Origin of the sequence: Kangiella sp. HZ709, assembly GCF_009674675.1 — a bacterium.
GTDB lineage: Bacteria > Pseudomonadota > Gammaproteobacteria > Enterobacterales > Kangiellaceae > Kangiella.
The window spans coordinates 325,451-342,822 of record NZ_WKJC01000002.1; the positions used below are offsets into that span (position 1 = coordinate 325,451).

The 17,372-nt window shown below is 39.2% G+C and carries 15 protein-coding genes and 1 pseudogene; 9 read left to right on the forward strand and 7 right to left on the reverse strand.

Features of this window, described 5'->3' with window-relative positions:
• Nucleotides 1-30 precede the first annotated feature (30 nt).
• Complete coding sequence (locus tag GJS41_RS10420) at nucleotides 31-792, forward strand: TIGR04219 family outer membrane beta-barrel protein (RefSeq protein WP_154247301.1); 762 nt, start codon at nucleotides 31-33, stop codon at nucleotides 790-792.
• Nucleotides 793-838: 46 nt separating this feature from the next.
• Here GJS41_RS10420 and GJS41_RS10425 read toward each other — a convergent pair whose 3' ends face one another.
• Nucleotides 839-2,194 (reverse strand): MFS transporter, encoded by a 1,356-nt coding sequence (locus tag GJS41_RS10425; protein WP_154247302.1) that lies wholly within the window; start codon nucleotides 2,192-2,194, stop codon nucleotides 839-841.
• A 22-nt stretch (nucleotides 2,195-2,216) separates the two neighbouring features.
• Between GJS41_RS10425 and GJS41_RS10430 the strand changes: the two are divergent.
• From GJS41_RS10430 to GJS41_RS10435, 3 genes and pseudogenes are all read left to right on the forward strand, one after another.
• Nucleotides 2,217-3,053: pseudogene (locus GJS41_RS10430) on the forward strand (ketopantoate reductase family protein); the annotation flags it as partial.
• A 24-nt stretch (nucleotides 3,054-3,077) separates the two neighbouring features.
• Nucleotides 3,078-3,479 (forward strand): peptide-methionine (R)-S-oxide reductase MsrB, encoded by a 402-nt coding sequence (msrB, locus tag GJS41_RS11680; RefSeq protein ID WP_370515712.1) that lies wholly within the window; start codon nucleotides 3,078-3,080, stop codon nucleotides 3,477-3,479.
• A 2-nt stretch (nucleotides 3,480-3,481) separates the two neighbouring features.
• Nucleotides 3,482-3,994 (forward strand): thioredoxin family protein, encoded by a 513-nt coding sequence (locus tag GJS41_RS10435; protein WP_154247304.1) that lies wholly within the window; start codon nucleotides 3,482-3,484, stop codon nucleotides 3,992-3,994.
• On the opposite strand, the gene GJS41_RS10440 is transcribed toward GJS41_RS10435, so the two are convergent.
• Nucleotides 3,991-4,620, reverse strand: a complete 630-nt coding sequence (locus tag GJS41_RS10440) for an SPOR domain-containing protein (protein ID WP_154247305.1) — start codon at nucleotides 4,618-4,620, stop codon at nucleotides 3,991-3,993. The genes GJS41_RS10435 and GJS41_RS10440 overlap by 4 nt on opposite strands.
• A gap of 175 nt (nucleotides 4,621-4,795) precedes the next feature.
• On the opposite strand from GJS41_RS10440, the gene GJS41_RS10445 reads away from it, so the two are divergent.
• On the forward strand, nucleotides 4,796-5,386 hold the full coding sequence (locus tag GJS41_RS10445; RefSeq protein WP_154247306.1) for a malonic semialdehyde reductase: 591 nt from the start codon (nucleotides 4,796-4,798) through the stop codon (nucleotides 5,384-5,386).
• 52 nt (nucleotides 5,387-5,438) lie between these two features.
• A complete protein-coding gene (locus tag GJS41_RS10450) occupies nucleotides 5,439-6,305 on the forward strand; it encodes a BPSS1780 family membrane protein (protein WP_154247307.1) in 867 nt (288 codons plus the stop codon).
• A gap of 69 nt (nucleotides 6,306-6,374) precedes the next feature.
• On the opposite strand, the gene GJS41_RS10455 is transcribed toward GJS41_RS10450, so the two are convergent.
• Nucleotides 6,375-8,816: a S9 family peptidase gene (locus GJS41_RS10455; protein ID WP_227551335.1), complete on the reverse strand. Its 2,442-nt coding sequence runs from the start codon at nucleotides 8,814-8,816 to the stop codon at nucleotides 6,375-6,377.
• A gap of 284 nt (nucleotides 8,817-9,100) precedes the next feature.
• Here GJS41_RS10455 and GJS41_RS10460 point away from each other — a divergent pair, with 284 nt between their 5' ends.
• Complete coding sequence (locus tag GJS41_RS10460; RefSeq protein ID WP_370515713.1) at nucleotides 9,101-10,732, forward strand: M28 family metallopeptidase; 1,632 nt, start codon at nucleotides 9,101-9,103, stop codon at nucleotides 10,730-10,732.
• Between the two features lie 86 nt (nucleotides 10,733-10,818).
• Here the strand turns inward: GJS41_RS10460 and GJS41_RS10465 are convergent, their stop codons facing one another.
• The gene (locus tag GJS41_RS10465) at nucleotides 10,819-11,610 is read right to left on the reverse strand and encodes an SDR family oxidoreductase (protein ID WP_154247309.1); all 792 of its coding nucleotides are present in this window, start codon (nucleotides 11,608-11,610) and stop codon (nucleotides 10,819-10,821) included.
• Nucleotides 11,611-11,741: 131 nt separating this feature from the next.
• Between GJS41_RS10465 and GJS41_RS10470 the strand changes: the two genes are divergently transcribed.
• Nucleotides 11,742-13,031 carry a Glu/Leu/Phe/Val dehydrogenase gene (locus tag GJS41_RS10470; RefSeq protein ID WP_154247310.1) on the forward strand — a complete coding sequence of 430 codons (1,290 nt, stop codon included), beginning with the start codon at nucleotides 11,742-11,744 and terminating at the stop codon, nucleotides 13,029-13,031.
• Between the two features lie 76 nt (nucleotides 13,032-13,107).
• Here the strand turns inward: GJS41_RS10470 and GJS41_RS10475 are convergent, their stop codons facing one another.
• Complete coding sequence (locus GJS41_RS10475; RefSeq protein WP_154247311.1) at nucleotides 13,108-14,013, reverse strand: transcriptional regulator GcvA; 906 nt, start codon at nucleotides 14,011-14,013, stop codon at nucleotides 13,108-13,110.
• Between the two features lie 485 nt (nucleotides 14,014-14,498).
• Between GJS41_RS10475 and GJS41_RS10480 the strand changes: the two genes are divergently transcribed.
• Complete coding sequence (locus GJS41_RS10480) at nucleotides 14,499-15,419, forward strand: arginine deiminase-related protein (RefSeq protein ID WP_154247312.1); 921 nt, start codon at nucleotides 14,499-14,501, stop codon at nucleotides 15,417-15,419.
• 71 nt (nucleotides 15,420-15,490) lie between these two features.
• On the opposite strand, the gene GJS41_RS10485 is transcribed toward GJS41_RS10480, so the two are convergent.
• Complete coding sequence (locus GJS41_RS10485) at nucleotides 15,491-16,798, reverse strand: DUF819 domain-containing protein (protein WP_154247313.1); 1,308 nt, start codon at nucleotides 16,796-16,798, stop codon at nucleotides 15,491-15,493.
• A 29-nt stretch (nucleotides 16,799-16,827) separates the two neighbouring features.
• Complete coding sequence (locus tag GJS41_RS10490) at nucleotides 16,828-17,295, reverse strand: DUF962 domain-containing protein (RefSeq protein WP_154247314.1); 468 nt, start codon at nucleotides 17,293-17,295, stop codon at nucleotides 16,828-16,830.
• Between the last annotated feature and the right edge of the window lie 77 nt (nucleotides 17,296-17,372).

Sequence of the window (17,372 nt, forward strand, 5' to 3'; positions counted from 1 at the left end):
ATGCGGCAAAACTTCAAGCAGGTATAAATAATGAACAAATTGCAACTTATCACAGCAGCCTCTTTATTAGCGATTTCTGGTATGGCAACAGCTGATGTATTAGGCGTCTATGCAGGCGTACAACGCTGGGATTATGACGTTGATGGTAACATCAATTCTGGCACTAGTAACATTGATGTTAATAATGACTTAGGTCTTGGTAGTGATGATAACATCACTAAATATGTTACCTTTGAACATCCAGTGCCTTTTTTACCTAATGTCGCGATTTATCAAAATGATTTACGTGGTGTTTCTAATGGTATTGCCGGTCAAAGTTTTGATTTTAACGGTATCAGTGTTATAGCCAATGATGCTACTCAATTGATTTATAACTTAGATCACGACGAGTACATATTATATTATGAAATTCTAGATAACTGGGTGAATTTAGATTTAGGTTTCAGCGCCAAAAAATTTGACGGAGGTGTAACTGTAGAAACACGCTTAGGAACCAACAATGGTGCAAGCTCTACAGTAGACATTTCTGGTACTGTTCCAATGGTATACGGTAAAGCTCATTTTGAACTACCATTGTCAGAGCTGAGTGCTGGAGCTCAAATTTCATTAGGTCAATTCCAGGATGACAAATTATCCGATACCAAAATCTACCTCGCCTATGGCGGTGAGGATACTAGCTTTGGTTTAGAGTTAGGTTATCGAATTTTTGAGCTTGAATTTGATGACTTTGATGCCTTATCAAGTGATTTAACCATCGATGGTTTTTATGCAGGATTTAGATTTCACTTCTAAACATTTCCTGTAGATTTAAAAAGGCCGAATTATTCGGCCTTTTTTATTATTTTTTATTGAGCATCTTTTCCCGGTACATTAGCGCTATATTGATTAGTAATGCTGGCACACCCAAAATCGCTGAATAAGTAAAAAACAGTTCATAGCCCCAAGCATCTACATCTGCGCCGCTAAAGCCTCCAAGTATTTTCCCAAACAGCGTCATTAAAGAGGTGTATAAAGCATATTGTGTCGCTGTAAACTCCTTATTAACTAAGCTAGCTAAATAAGTCATCAACACGCCTAAGGCAAAACCTCCCACCAAATTATCCATACTGATTACAGCGATTAATAGATTTGTACTTTTTGGTTCACCAGCCATATACGTAAATAACAAATTAGTTAATATAACTAATACACTTGCTGTAAATAAGCATCGCAAAATGTGCAACTTGTTAGCAAAGTAACCACCTAAAAGCGCGCCAACAATTGTCATGATTAATCCATACAATTTTGAAATGGTAGCTATTTCAGAATTTGTAAAACCTAAGTCTCTATAAAATACCCCGGCCATCACCCCCATTACAATATCGCTCAACCTAAAGGTAGCAATAAAAGCTATAATCACAATCCCCCACCATTTAAATCTTAGTAAAAAGTCTACAATGGGGGAGAAGATTGACCGGATAATGATTTTTACGAATTGATTATCTTTTAAGGAATGTGATGAATTAGAAAAGAGTTTATTGGATATCCTCTTTTCAAGTTCCGAATTGCCAACAGCAACGGTTTTATGTTCTGGTTCTGGTGACAAGAGCCAACCAATTAAACCAATAGCCATACAAAGTGCCATAATTTGATAGCTAAATTCCCAGCTACCTGCGTCCGCTAAATATAACGCACCTGCTCCCGCTAATATCATGGCTAATCGATAACCCATAATATACATTCCTGCAGCAGCTCCTTGAGTTTTATCTTCGTTGGACTCTACTCGAAAAGCATCAATAACAATATCTTGAGTAGCCGAGAAAAAAGCTGTCACCAATGCAAAAATAATTACTTTTTCTAGATGCAAAGAAGCATCTATATATGAGATGGATACTAGACAGAAGCAGATCCCAATTTGACAGAGCAATAACCAGCTTCGTCTTTTACCAAAAAGGCTTTCCACAAAAGGTAACTTGATATTGTCAACTAGCGGCGCCCAAAGTACTTTAATTGAATAAGCCAACCCAATCCATGATGCATACCCTATATCAGAGCGAGAAACTCCAGCATCTTTTAATAAGAGCGACAAAGTTCCTAAGACCAATAACAACGGAAGACCGGCAGAAAAACCCAAAAGTAGCATCCGCAGGACTTCTGGCTGGAAATAAACAAAGTTTTTTATTTTGGGGGAAAGTGCTATCTTTGGATTATTCAAGATTTATCTCTATTAGATACTTATGATTTCTATTCTTGGTGCTGGTGCAATCGGTCAGCTGCTAGCCCATAAATTAACCGAAGCTTCTATTGATTGCCAGTTTATTATTCGCGATCAGTCGAATTATGAAGATAAGTGGCTAATAAATACTCTTGATAGTAGCGAAACGAGAAGTATTGCCACTAGCCAAGTCTCAGACACTGACACCTTATCTTTAATAGCTGTTTGTGTTAAATCGCCTCAACTGCATGAAGCGCTGGCGAGTATCAAACATAGGCTTGATGATAATAGTCAGTTAATATTATTTCAAAACGGTATGGGGCATGAGCTCATTGCTCAACAATTTGTGCCAGAAACCAATATCTTTTTTGCCAGCAATACCCATGGCGCCTTTAAAAACTCAGCGCACTCAATTACCTACGCTGGTAAAGGCAGTGTTCAAATAGGCTCTCTTAACAGTTCACCAAAACCTTACTGGCTGGCTGACTTTAAAAGCGCCAGTTTAAATGTCGAGTGGAGCAATTCCATTGAAACCACTTTATTGAAAAAGCTCTTAATTAACTCAGTTATTAATCCATTAGCCGCTATTTATCAGTGCAAAAATGGTGATTTGCTTGCCGATAAATACCAGCCGCGATTATTGGCTTTAATCAATGAAAATAGCCAATTCGCAAAATCCATGCAGCTGGACTTTGCAACTAGCCTTAAACAAATTATCTTTGAGGTGTTAGAAAAAACCGCTGATAACTACAACTCCATGCTGCAAGACGTTCAAAATAATCAGCCAACTGAAATTAATTCCATCAATGGCTATTTATTGGATCTAATGACTCGCCATGAGTTTAACGCCTCTCATAATTGGCGACTGTGGAGTGATTTTCATATCAGCTACCCTCCTTTAAAAACTCAAGGCATTGCCAAAGCTAAAACTTTCGATCAGTTACAATACAGCATCACTCAAAACGCAGGAACAGAGCGTCCTTTTACTGGAACATATAACCAACATCATGATACAGGCGATTATTTATGTGCTTGTTGTGATTCGGTTTTATTTGATGATAAAGGAAAATTCGACTCAGGTTGCGGTTGGCCAAGTTTTGATAAAGCTATAAATAATAAAGCCATCGCTTATCGCGATGATATATCCCATGGCATGCACCGTACTGAAATATTGTGCGCCCAATGTGGCTCTCACCTTGGTCATGTTTTTGATGATGGTCCAACCGAAACTGGTGTAAGATATTGCGTGAATTCAGCCAGTTTAGATTTTATAAGACAGGAATAACCATGAAAAACCTTTTACTCGTATCGCTTTTAGTTTCCTTCAACTTGGTTGCCTGCGCTACCGCTGATGAACAAAAGCATAGTGTTAAGTCCAGCCAGAACTTTGCCGTTGGCGACATCACTACTGATGAATTAAAGGCCAACAAGAAGTTTTTTGCTCACCACGATATTAAGCTCAATGCTAAAGATATAGCACTTATAAAAGCTATCGATAAACCCATTACTATCACCACCTACTTTGGTTTATGGTGCCACGATAGTAAGCGTGAGGTGCCTGAGTTACTAGAATTGTTAGCCTCCGCTGACAACGCCAATATTAGTCACCAATTAATTGCGCTCGACATCAGTAAACAGGAACCTTTGAATCGCCAGCAAAAAGATGGGGTCAAATTTACCCCAACTATTATTATCAAAAGTGATACTAGTGATGATAATCAGAATAAAGAATTAGGCAGAATTATCGAAAAGCCAAAAAAGTCATTGGCTGAAGATATTGCAGGGTTTGTTAATCGCTAGTTTTTGCGAACCCAAGTATTTATCAAGGGATAAAGCTGTTTCAAACTAGACGCAGCTTTATTAGCTTCACTGGCATTGACAAAGCTTCCATAATTAACTCTGTACCAAGCCTGCCCTTTAACAAATTTTTCAGAAACTAAAGAACCTTTAACTTTAGCTGAAAGGTCATTGGCTTGGTTTTCTTGCCTAAATGCCCCTAACTGAATAGTCCAAGCACCTAACAGCTTATTACTATCGAGTTCTTTATTACTAATCTGGCTGTTTGGAACCGCTGTTTCGTCTCCCAAAGTTAACTTAGTCGTTATTTGCGGCTCTTCCTCAACAGTATTGTCATTGTTACTAGTTGCGTCTTGGCTGTGAGTGTCTTGCGAGCTATTATCAAGAATATCCTTGCCGGAATTTTCTGCTACTTGTTGCTCGATTAGTGTCGCTTGATTATTTGTTTGTAGAGTAGACTTAGACGGAGTCACATTCTTTTGGGCATTGAAGCTAACAAACTCTTTATCCCCTTCAGCACAATGCCATTCCCGATCGGTTTGCGGCTTGCATTGCCACCATTGTGAATCCTCTTTAGTATTGCTCTGACTTTGAAATGCTTGGCGGCTGGAACAACCCAAAACTATCATTAAGCTACCACAAATAAAAACTAGTCGAAAAAACTGCAATTCTAAAACCTGAGATTTTGAGGAATGGTTATAAATTATCCTGTTCGCTTCTACGCATCAAGTAGTTTCGCTTGCGTCGAATAAAAAAATTATACAAGATAGTCCATTAATAATTTTTTACAGCGCTAGGTATTAAATGAGCAAACCTGTATCGCAAGAAGCACTAGACACCCTCTTTAACAATGCTAGAACCTATAATTCGTGGAACCAAGAAGCCGTTTCTGATGATCTAATTAAACAACTGGATGAGCTCGTAAAAATGGGGCCAACATCAGCTAACTGTTGTCCAATGCGTGTGGTTTACGTTAAAAGCGAAGAAGCCAAAGCCAAATTAAAAGACTGCCTGATGGAGGGCAATGTTGAAAAAACTATGACAGCACCAGTATGTGCCATTATTGGTATGGATATGCAGTTTTATGAGAAGCTGCCGCAACTGTTCCCGCATACAGATGCAAAAAGCTGGTTTGTTGGTAAAGAGAAATTCATTGAATCCACTGCCTTTCGAAATTCGAGCTTACAAGGCGGCTATTTTATCATGGCTGCTAGAGCATTAGGCCTGGATTGTGGTCCCATGTCAGGCTTTAGCCCGAAAAAGATAAATGAGACTTTCTTTGCCGGAACCAGCACTAAAGTTAACTTTTTATGCAACCTCGGTTATGGCACCGAAAAAGACTTATTTCCAAGAAGTCCTCGCTTAGATTTTGACGAAGCCAACAGCATTGTATAAATTAAACGAGTATAACTATTAGATTACAACAAAAGATAGAAGGATAAAGACGATGAATGAACAAGATAATAACCCCTATCAAGCGCCAGAAGCAGATATTCAAACGCCTGAAAATGAAGGTGAACTACTAGCAACCCCTAATACGGTTCCTATTGGCCGCGGCTTTACATGGCTTGAAAAAGGCATTAGTAATACCTTAAAGCCTCAAATTGGCATGTGGATGTTAATAGGCCTGGTTTACGTCATTATTTCTTTAGTGCTGAACTTTATTCCTATTATCAATATGATTGTGCCAACTTTATTGGCTCCAGTATTTGCTGCTGGTTTAGCATTAGGTGCGCATAGAGTTTATACCGGTGAAAAGCTCGAAATTGGACAGTTGTTTGCAGGCTTCTCCTTACCTCAATCCAGCCAGTTATTCTTGTTTGGCTTGATTACCATTGTTGTCTATATCGCTCTATTTATGTTGATGTTTGCTTTTGTAGGGTTTGACTTCATCACTCTCATGATGTCTGGAGATGATCCTGACCCTGCAGTTATTTCATCAATGATGGGGAAATTCATTTTACTAATTCCATTAGGACTTATTGCAGGTGTTATTTTCTTACTTGCTTTATGGTTCCCACCAACTTTAATCGGTCTTCATGGTATTTCTGCAATGCAAGCTTTAAAACTTGGTTTTAAAGGCGCAACTAAAAATATTGGAGCCGTCGTTGTATTCTTATTAATGCTAATAGTCTTAGGTATTGCCGTAGGTATTATTTTTGCATTACTAATGGGTATTATTGGATTTATCTCACAAACAATGGCTTTAGTTTTAATGTTTATTATTATGATCCCATTGGCGTTATTGGCGGTTGGTTTCTGGGCAGGCACCACTTACCACGCATACCGTGATATTTTTATCGGTGAAGAGTAAGCTTTTACTCATAACTTGTTATAAAAAAAGAGGAGCTTAGCTCCTCTTTTTTTATTTAAAATATATTCATTACTTTAAGTGTTCTTCAAACAAATAGTAAATACGCTTGTACTCATCTAGCCAGCTCGATGGCTCGGTAAAGCCATGGGGCTCGATAGGATAAATTGCCGTTTCAAAGTATTGGGTTTTCTCCAGTTCAATCAAGCGCTGCACTAGCCGAACTGTATCTTTAAAAAATACATTATCATCAACCATGCCATGAGCAATTAATAAAGGTTTATTTAAGCCTTCTGCAAACTCAATCGGTGAGCTGTTCTCAAAGGCTTCCGGGTCGATTTCAGGAGTATTGAGAATATTTGAAGTGTAACCATGATTGTAATGCGCCCAATCGGTCACTGGTCTTAATGAGGCTCCGGCAGCAAAAGCTTCCGGCTCAGTAAATAAAGCCATAAAGGTTAAGAAACCGCCATAGGAACCTCCATAGATACCCACTTTATCTCTATTAACATTAGTATTGGCCGCCAGCCAATCCGCACCATCACGTAAATCTATAACTTCTGGTGTGCCCATTTGGCGATAAATAGCGGTTCGCCAATCTCTGCCATAACCCTTTGAAGCACGATAATCCATATCTAAAACGATATAGCCTTGTTGGGTTAAAAAGGTATGGAACATAAACTCTCTAAAGTACCCTGACCAGCCCTGGTGTGCGTTTTGCAGATAACCGGCACCATGGATAAATATTACAGCAGGATATTTGTCTGCTTTAGTCGCATCAAAATCTTTTGGTTTGTAGAGTCTAGAATAAATAGGCTGATCCACTTGGCTCGATGGCACTTCGATAAATTCTGGCGTCACCCAATCCATTTCCTTAAATTTTTCAGAAACGGTATTGGTCAATTGAGTTATAGTTTTATTCTCTTTTAACGAAACATGATAAAGCTCTGTAGGCATAGTCGCCGTTGAATGGCTCACTACTAATTGCTCTCCATCGTTGGCTAAATTGAAACTGTTCAAGCCGCCTAGGTCGGTAACTGCTTCTGTTGAATTATCACTTAAAGTAACCCGATAAATTTCATAAATGCCCGGATGTTTTTTATTAGCTCGATAATAAAGATAGTTACCAGCAGCCGATAAGCGCACATTATTAACGATATAACGACCTTTGGTCAGAGCCGATGTTTTTCGCCCTTTACTTAAATATAAATGGCTGTAGCCGGTTTCTTCGGAAGTGTAATACAGAGTTTCATTATCCGTCAGCCAGCCAAAATCATTAAAATCCCAATCATTAACCCAAGCACCATCTCGCAGATGATGGATACTCTTTAACTTTTGATTTTTAACTTCTAAACTCGCAATCCAACGATCTTTGTTATCATCGGAATACAACATAAAGGCAACCTTAGAAGCGTCCTCTGACCAATCGATACCGCCAGTGGCATTCCACTTGAAAATTGCGGTGCCTCGCTCACCTTTTCGAGGTTGATACTCTTTACCATTTCTTTTGGCTGTTAAACGTTTAATATCCGCTAACGGATCTTCATCGATAGTTTCTAAATCCGATAAGTCGATTGGTGTTTTGCTATGATTAACGAGATCCAATAAATATAAAGATTCGTTTCGCGGCTGATAAGTTCCTACTAACGGGCGAACCTTATTATTTTTTACATAGCCATCTTCAGTGACGAAGCGCGGCATATTATCGGGCTTGCCTAGTTGCTTGGTTTTTGCATAAGTTCCCAATAAAAGATAACGACCGTCCGGCGATAATGAAGTAGTGCTAATTTCTACTTTAGAACCCAAATACCAAGGCTTATTAGCCTCAAGATCTGTGGCCGCTTGTAACTGCTCTTGTCTTTGCTTTCTATCTTCAGCATTTTTTTGCTGTTTTTGAATATAATCAAAATAACGCGTTTGTTGCTTGCTTAAATAGTCATCGGTTTTCTTAATGTCAGGGTCATCGCTCAATTTAAATTGGGCAACTTGACTAATAAGACCGGTATTTAAATCAATCGAGTAAAGGTCACTATTCAAGTAAAAAGCAACAACATCATTACCAATAAATTGCGGACGAGACTCAATCGCATTGGTTCTGGTCAATTGACGATAATCGCCACTGGATAAATACTTAACCCATATATCACCCTGACTACTAAATGCTTTTAAGCTATTGTTGGAGTTATAAACTGCTCTGCCCTGATCCAGTTTTATCAGTTCTTTATCGACTACTTTACGCGTGGATTTGTCGTCTAAATTAACTTGCCACGTGTGCCTGTTGATTGAACCAGTCTCTTTTTGCTGATAGTAAATAGTTTTACCATCATCACTAAAATAAGGATTACTTGGAGCATTACCTATCCAATCTGGATCTGCCATCACTTGCTCAAGTGTTAAAGGCTTACTAATGGTTTTGGTGACAAGATCTTTTGTAACCGAAGTATCAGCTATAAGACCATAAGGAACAGATGTGATACTAACAGCGACAAGCATAGCAATTCGGCAATAAATCATTGGGACTCTCTTTTGCTTTAAAGTGGGACAAGGGGCGTATAATCAAGCATTTAGCTTACTTGGCAGATAGATGATGTCAAGCGTTATCAAGAGACCTATATCGAGGCCACAAACGGTTTGAGATTTTTTGTACTCCTCAGTAAGATAAGCCTCTAAATTACCACTTAACCCTAGAGTTAATTATGTCTAAGAAAACTATTACTAACAGCTTAGCTTTGCTCTTAAGCTTTAGTTTATTGGCTGCCTGTGAAAAAGCAGAGAAACCAGAAGTAAAGCCTGAGGCAATGCCTACAAAAGCTGAAACCAATTCAGATCAAGACAAGATACAAAAAACGACTAATACAGTTGTGAAAAGTAACTTCGAAGAAGTCTATAACAGCTTTGACTTGGATTTTTACAAAGCTAACGTCAAAATTTTAGCTTCCGATGACTTTACTGGTCGTGAGCCCGCTACTGAAGGCGGCAAAAAAACCACTGACTTTATTACTGAACAGTTTAAAAATGCTGGCCTAATGCCAGGTAATGGCGATAGTTATTTGCAGCAAGTTCCTCTTATTAGCATTGAAGCTGATGCCAATATGGAATTAACGCTCGGAGATGAGAAATTAAAATATTTCGATGAGTTTGTTGCCGGCACCTCTAAATCTGTTGAAAGAGCAGAACTGAAAGATTCTGAGTTAGTCTTTGTTGGTTACGGTGTGGTTGCACCTGAGTATGGTTGGAATGATTATGCTGGCATCGATATGAAAGGTAAAACTGCGGTTATCTTAGTCAATGACCCAGGCTTTATGACCGAAGATCCTGAGTTATTCCAAGGGCGTACCATGACTTACTATGGACGCTGGACTTATAAATATGAAGAAGCTGGTCGTCAAGGCGCAGCTGGCGCAATCATTGTACACGATACAGCGCCAGCATCTTATGGCTGGGGCGTGGTTTCAAATAGCTGGTCAGGCGCACAATATCAACTAGCTGATGCTGGCGATGAACCAAAGCCAGACGTAGAAGCTTGGATCACTCTAGACAAGGCTAAAGCCTTATTTAAGCGTTCTGGATTAGATTTTGAGAAAGAGCAAGCTAAAGCTCTTACCCGAGAATTCCAACCGGTGACTTTAGATCAAACAGCTTCAGTCGCCTTTACTAATAGTATCAAGCGTTCTCAATCAGCCAATGTTATCGCAACTTTAAAAGGCTCCGAGAAACCTGAAGAACATGTGATCTATATGGGACATTGGGATCATTTAGGTTTAAAAGCGCACTTTGAAGGCGATCAAATTTTCAATGGCGCGATTGATAATGCCACAGGTATCTCTGGTATTATTAGTATTGCCAAAGCCTTTAATAAAGTGAACATTAAGCCTAAGCGCTCAGTAACCTTTATGGCGATTACTGCTGAAGAACAAGGCTTATTGGGTTCAAAATATTTCGCTGCTAACCCTACTGTTACGACTAAAAATATTGTTGGTGCCTTCAATATCGATAGTATGAATGTTAGCGGCCGAGTCAATGATCTCACTGTGGTTGGTTTTGGTAAATCAGAACTCGAGCAATACGTAACAAAAGCCGCTAAACGTCAAAATCGAGTGACTAAAGTAGAAGCCGATCCAAGTCGCGGTGGTTATTATCGTTCTGATCATTTCAGTTTAGCTAAAAAAGGCGTTCCAGCAATTTTTGCAGGCGGTGGTTCTGACTTTGTAGAAGAAGACAAAGCTATGGCAGAAAAATGGAATGCTTTACGCGGAAAATGCTACCACCAGCTATGTGACGAATATCAAGAAGGCTGGGCTTGGAATGCGGCTATGCAAGATGTAAAAATCTTATTTGAAGCAGGTTATCTTTTAAGCACCGATAACAATTATCCAAATTGGTATAAAGGCACTGAATTTAAAGCGATTAGAGATAAAGATCGTCAATAAACTCTATACAAATTTCCTCAATAAAAAAGCACCTCTTGGTGCTTTTTTATTAGTTGATGTAACTCAGTAATCTTCTGTTTACAGCCTTAAGTAACTTTTGCTTTTCTTATCATTCGAGCAAATATTTTCGGCAAGAAACGCTTGATGTAAACCGCATAGGTTTCTTTACCGCCAATAAAGGCTTCATCTTTTTTTGCGAGATAAGCTTTAATGATTTTCTTAGCGCAAACGCTGGCATCCATTCCATTGTTTTGCGCATCATCCATCTTATTTTGCTCAGAACCATCCGCTAACAAAGCTTTGTATGTAATATTGGTTTTAATAAAGCCAGGGTAGACCGTCATAAATTGAACACCTGTACCGGAAAGCTCTGCGCGTAAACTATCCATATAGGCAGTAATCGCATGCTTGGAAGCTGAATAAGCAGAGCGCAATGGCGTAGTAAACTTTCCAACTAAGCTACTCACAGTAACAATTCCGCCAGATTTATTAGCCACTAAATGTGGCAACAAAGCTTGGCTTAAAGCAACGGTTCCCAAATAATTTATTTCCATCAAGCGACGATGAACCGATAGTTGTGTATCAAGCACTGGCGCTCTTTGGCTTAAACCTGCATTGTTAATTAATAAGTCTATCTTTCCAACGTTCGAAACCACTGAGTCAACCAAATTTTGAAATTCGGTATTTACAGCAAGATCTAAAGGTACAATGATATGTTGCTCGCTATTTTCACAAGCCTCTCTCACTCTACCTAACTCTTTTTCACGCCTAGCCGATAAAATAAGTTTCGCGCCCAGTTTGGCAAACTCGTATGCCAAGGCCTCACCAATGCCAGAAGAAGCCCCTGTAATCCAAACTGTTTTGTTAGTAAATGTCATAAATAATATCGTCACTAAATCATGATTATTTATAACCTAATTCTATAGCTCCGACCACTTCTAATTTCTTTTATAAAGAATCCCAGCCATGATATAAAAGCTGCGCTTTTTAAGAATAATAAGGACAAACTATGTCAGATACCATTTTTCAAGATGCACTTACCAGAGTCAAAAACATCGGTGAAAGTGCTAACGTCAGCAAAGAAGTAATTAATGCTTTAATGCATCCAATGCGCACCATGACAGCGTCGCTACCTGTTCGTATGGACGATGGCTCTACGGAATATTTTACCGGTTATCGTTGCCGTTATAACAATGCGCTAGGCCCAACCAAAGGTGGTATCCGTTTTCATCCAGATGTGAACTTAGCCGAGGTTCAAGCTCTGGCATTATGGATGAGCATCAAATGTGCCGTAGTTGGTCTACCCTATGGTGGCGGTAAAGGTGGCGTAACGGTGGATCCAAAAAAGCTATCTCGCATGGAGCTTGAGCGTTTATCACGTTCATATGTTCGCCAAATGGCTGATGTCATCAGTCCTGAAAGAGATATACCTGCACCTGACGTCTATACCAATGAACGAATTATGGGTTGGATGATGGACGAGTATGAAGCCATTACCCGTAAGAAAGCGCCAGGAGTCATTACCGGTAAACCTATTAGTTTAGGTGGTAGTTTAGGTCGTGATGATGCCACCGGCCGCGGTGCTTACCTTTGTATTTTAGAGCTTGAAACTAAACATAGTTGGCAACCCTCAGATATTACCGTTGCGGTTCAAGGTTTTGGTAATGGCGGTTACCATGCTGCACGTTTATTGCATGAGCGTGGTTATAAGATCGTTGCTATCAGTGACTCTAAGGGTGGTATCCACTCTAAGAACGGATTCGATGTACCCAGTATCTATGAAGAAAAACAACGTTCACGTCAAGTTCGGGCCGTTTATTGCAATCATTCAGTTTGCGAGCAGGTAGAGCATCAACCAATTTCCAACGAAGAGTTACTCGAGCTGGATGTGGACATTTTAATACCTGCGGCATTAGATGGCGTTATTGGAAGTCATAATATTGATAATATCAAAGCTAGCTATATCGTTGAAGTTGCTAATGGACCTGTCTTATCCGATGTGGACGACGTGCTACATGAGAAAGGCATCCACGTGATCCCTGATGTCTTGGCAAATGCTGGTGGTGTGACGGTTTCCTACTTTGAGTGGGTGCAAAACCGCTCTGGCTATGCCTGGGAGTTGACTGATGTCCACGAACGTCTTGGTAAGATCATGTCTAAGGCATTCAATCAAATTTGGGAGCTTGCTAAAGCTGAAAATCGCAGCATGAGAAATGCCGCTTACACTGTCGCAATGCGCCGTATTGGTGAAGCCATTGAAGCCCATGGCACTCGTGACTATTTCGATACCGACGCATAAATTATAAAACATAAAGAAAAAGGCTGACTCCGTTGGAAGTCAGCCTTTTTTGTCTTTAGCTACTTTTTATGCATTATCAAAAGAAAATTTCGTCTTCAGAATCATCGTTAACTTTCGATAAGAGCCATTCTCTGAAAGCAACAATCTTAGGTCGATCATGAGAGTTTTCAGGGCAGACCAAATCGTAGGAGTAACCACTATCTAGAATAATATCAAAAGGAGCCACTAAGCGCCCTGATTCTAAATCCATCTGAGATAAAACGCTATGTCCCATGGCGATGCCTTGTCCGTGACGAGCAGCCTGCAATACCATTCCCGAGTGACTGAAAACAGTCCCATGCGCTAAATCAACACCATCAACTTGCGCATGCTTTAACCAGCTTCGCCATTCATCGGTAGATATATCGTGCAGCAAGGTATGATTTTTTAAATCTTCTGGCTTCTCCACTGGCTTTTTGTCCAACAATTGTGGCGAGCACACTGGCATTAAATGCTCCTCAAATAAGCGATCGGAAATTAAATTATCGTAATCACCTTTGCCATAATAAACAGCTACATCAACATCTTCTCTGACAAAATCAACTTCTGTATCAGAAGCTTTAATACGTACATCAATATCAGGGTACAACTCATTAAACTCAGCCAATCTTGGCACCAGCCATAAAGTGGCAAAAGTAGGTATCACGCTTACAGTCAAGGATCCTGTCGCACCTTTTGCTTTCACCTGCTCAGTGGCATTGATAAGTTTTTCAAACACATCGCGAATTTTGGGCCAATACAACTGACCTTCATCGGTTAATAAGAGTTTACGATTACGTCTAATAAACAATTGAATACCCAAAAAATCCTCTAAAGATTTAATTTGGTGGCTGATGGCAGCTTGAGTGACAAATAACTCTTCCGCTGCTTTAGTAAAACTTAAATGTCTCGCAGCGACTTCGAAAGCTCGTAAGCTATTGAGTGGTGGTAACTTTCTTGGCATCTTTGCTCCTAGCAATAACCAGCGATTAGTTTTTTTAATGCTTCGCATTAAAATTTATCGTTTGAAACTGGTCAAACAAGTGATTAAAATTTGCACTACAGTTGAGGTGCAGCAATTAATCTTTTCTAAATACCATTGTATAACAAAGGTTTAAGAAAAGCTTCATGCTCCTTGCTAAAGTCCAAAGAACTGTGAAGTGAGTTCATTTTGGCAAAGTTTAACCTTAAAGATCAAATGTTTTATTAAGTTTTTTAATCGATTTAATAACTTTTTAAAGATTTGAACTTGTTAGTTTGGTTTTCATGTTTTACATGGATGTTTTGTAGTTAGTTAGAGTTTTTTCATAGATTGACTCCTTAATTAGCGAAACTGGCATTGTTATACCTACCCCCATTTGGTTTTATGTCCAGATATTGCTAATAAATACGGCTTGCAACTTGCAAGCCTTTTTTTTATCTTGCCTAAAACTATTAATTGAAAACACTATGCGTCATACCACCCACTCTGTATTTATGGTTCCACCAACCGATTTTTGTTTTAATGAGCAAACTGGAGCCGATAACGAATTTCAAAATCGACCTAAAATTGATCCATTAATGCTCAAAGAAGATGCTATGGCTGAGTTTAACCAAATGGTTAATATTCTTAGAGATAACTTTGTTGAAGTTTTAGTATTGAATAAAACACAAGATTTGCCTGAACTACCTGACGCGGTTTTCCCGAATAATTGGTTTTCTACCGACGAGTTGGGACAAATTACTTTATTTCCGATGAAGACGGAAAATCGTAAAGCAGAAGTTAGACCTAGTGAGCTTATAGCTTTAGCTAACAAAAGTGGGTATCAACAAAAAGAGCTTACAAATATATCTGACTCTCAACAGATTTTAGAGGGTACTGGCTCGATTATTTTCGACCACAAAAATAAGATTGCTTATGCCGCTATTTCTGATCGGTGTGAAAAAAATATTTTTGAACAGTACGCGAAAGATAATGGTTATCAAGCGATAAGTTTTGAGAGTAAAAGCTCCAATGGAAAACCTTTTTATCATACCAACGTCATGTTAAGTATTGGTGAAGGGTTCGCCGCCATTTGTGTGGATGCCATTACGGAGTCTGATCGTGACAAAGTTATCGGTAGCCTAAAAGCCCACCATAAACAGATTATTGAGTTAAGCCTTGAACAAACCGAAAAAAGTTTTTGTGCCAATATTTTACAGCTACGCAACCTACGCGGTGAGTTACTGATAGTGATGTCAGATTCGGCGTATCACGGCTTTAGTAAGGAGCAAAAAAACTTACTTAAACTGCATGGTAAGTTAGTTCCTTGTCCAATTGATACTATTGAATCAGTTGGTGGTGGTAGTGCGCGCTGTATGCTAGCTGAGAACTTTTTGCCTCAGGCGTGAATTAAAAGCTCATAAAAATCTAAATAAAAAAGCGGCAATAGCCGCTTTTTTATTACTTACTCTAGTTCAAGCTACCCGCCTACAACAGCTCTCATCATAATCGCTGTTAATATGGCTCCAACCGAGCCAACCGCATAACCTAAAATGGCTAGTAGAACACCTACAGGGGCTAATGATGGGTGGAATGCCGAAGCAACCACTGGTGCAGAAGCTGCACCTCCAATATTAGCTTTAGAGCCAACCGCTACAAAAAAGTATGGTGCTCGAATCAACTTAGCCACAATAAACAAAATCGCCACGTGGATAATCATCCATACAATACCTATAAAGAACACTTGGTAATGTTCAAATATTTTAGTTAAATCCATTTTCATACCAATGGCTGCTACTAAAACATATATAAATACGGAGCCAATTTTCGATGAGCCAGCATGGTCCATTTCCCGAACTTTGGTCCGTGACAATATTAAAGCTGCAATGGTCGCAGTAATAATCATCCAAAAGAAATGGCTGCCAAAGCCCACATTTTTAAAGACTGTATACGCTGTCCCACCTTCTTCTACAGATGCTAGAATCACGCCAGGAGCCCAATTACCAATTAAGTGGCCTAAAGCTACGATCGCAAAACCCAAACCTAAAATCATCATAAAATCGTTTAAATTAGGGATACGTTCGTTTTCTTTAGTGTATTTCTCTACTGTAACTTTCAACTCTTCAATAGCAGAGTTATCTGCTTTTAGCCAACGATCAACAGAATCAGACTTTTTAATTAAAAATAGTAAAATTACCATCCAAATTTCTGCTACCAAAACATCCATTACGGCCATAGTCCCAAACAAGGTATCACTAACATCATAAAGAACTTGCATAGACGCTTGGTTAGCACCACCACCAATCCAACTACCGGCAACAGTTGCAAGTCCAGCCCAAATTTCTTCACCTTTAGGAACGACGCCATCAGTTATCCCAACCCATTCAGGGGCCACCATGGCAAAGATTAACACGGCCAAAGGTCCACCAATAATGACACCGACAGTTCCAGCGAAGAACATGGCCACTGCACGCCAACCCAGACCGATGATTTTTTCAAAATCAATACTTAAGGTCAGTAAAAACAAACTGGCAGGTAATAAATAACGAGAAGCTATGTAGTAAATATTATCGGCAGAACCTTTATCGAAGAAGCCTAAAGTATTTAACAAACCTGGCACAAAATAGCACAGCAATAAGGCTGGAATATGCTTATAAAAGCTATGCCAAAAGCCTTGCTTACGACTGGAGGTAAAAAAGATTAAACCTAGCACAGCCATGATCACGCCAAATGCGACCGCGTCTGATTGGATAAAAGCTACTTTCTCAGTAGTTTCTGAAATTGCCATTAAACTCTCCCAAACTCAATTATTTATAGTTATTTAATAAATCCGATTTTTCTAAACAGGTAGTTAATTTCCCAAGCCGGCCCCACTAACAAAAACTGTACATCTTTCATAAATGAAGGTTTCTTACCTTCGATATGATGACCTATGAACTGGCCTACCCAAGCAATGATAAAAGCCACAACAGCAATTTGCCACACAGGAATGGTCGTTGCTTGCGATAACCACGCAGTAAACCAAAGCATACCCACTGCCATTAATAACATGGCAAAAAATATCTTGAAGCCAAAAGTAAAATAGAAAAACATCGCTAGTAACATAAAAAGGCTAGCCCAGTTTAACCAAGGATTCATTTGCATAAACTCTGGAACTGGAATTGACCATAACAATGCAATAACCGTCCATACGATAACCGGAACACAAACCCAATGAATGAGTTTATTAGTTGGATTCCTATGGCTTTCACTGTATTCAGCGATCCATTGGTGACCTGATTTCATATTTACATCCTACTACCCTAAATGAGAATAATGGTATCACAATGTTCCACGGATATCTTATTGAAAAAGTAGAATGT

Coding starts and splice junctions, on each gene's coding strand:
- GJS41_RS10490 (WP_154247314.1), bottom strand. CDS start 17,295: ATGAAATCAGGTCACCAATGGATCGCTGAATACAGTGAAAGCCATAGG.
- GJS41_RS10420 (WP_154247301.1), top strand. CDS start 31: ATGAACAAATTGCAACTTATCACAGCAGCCTCTTTATTAGCGATTTCT.
- GJS41_RS10480 (WP_154247312.1), top strand. CDS start 14,499: ATGCGTCATACCACCCACTCTGTATTTATGGTTCCACCAACCGATTTT.
- GJS41_RS10475 (WP_154247311.1), bottom strand. CDS start 14,013: ATGCCAAGAAAGTTACCACCACTCAATAGCTTACGAGCTTTCGAAGTC.
- GJS41_RS10470 (WP_154247310.1), top strand. CDS start 11,742: ATGTCAGATACCATTTTTCAAGATGCACTTACCAGAGTCAAAAACATC.
- GJS41_RS10460 (WP_370515713.1), top strand. CDS start 9,101: ATGCCTACAAAAGCTGAAACCAATTCAGATCAAGACAAGATACAAAAA.
- GJS41_RS10450 (WP_154247307.1), top strand. CDS start 5,439: ATGAATGAACAAGATAATAACCCCTATCAAGCGCCAGAAGCAGATATT.
- GJS41_RS10440 (WP_154247305.1), bottom strand. CDS start 4,620: ATGATAGTTTTGGGTTGTTCCAGCCGCCAAGCATTTCAAAGTCAGAGC.
- GJS41_RS10485 (WP_154247313.1), bottom strand. CDS start 16,798: ATGGCAATTTCAGAAACTACTGAGAAAGTAGCTTTTATCCAATCAGAC.
- GJS41_RS10465 (WP_154247309.1), bottom strand. CDS start 11,610: ATGACATTTACTAACAAAACAGTTTGGATTACAGGGGCTTCTTCTGGC.
- GJS41_RS10435 (WP_154247304.1), top strand. CDS start 3,482: ATGAAAAACCTTTTACTCGTATCGCTTTTAGTTTCCTTCAACTTGGTT.
- GJS41_RS10455 (WP_227551335.1), bottom strand. CDS start 8,816: ATGATTTATTGCCGAATTGCTATGCTTGTCGCTGTTAGTATCACATCT.
- GJS41_RS10445 (WP_154247306.1), top strand. CDS start 4,796: ATGAGCAAACCTGTATCGCAAGAAGCACTAGACACCCTCTTTAACAAT.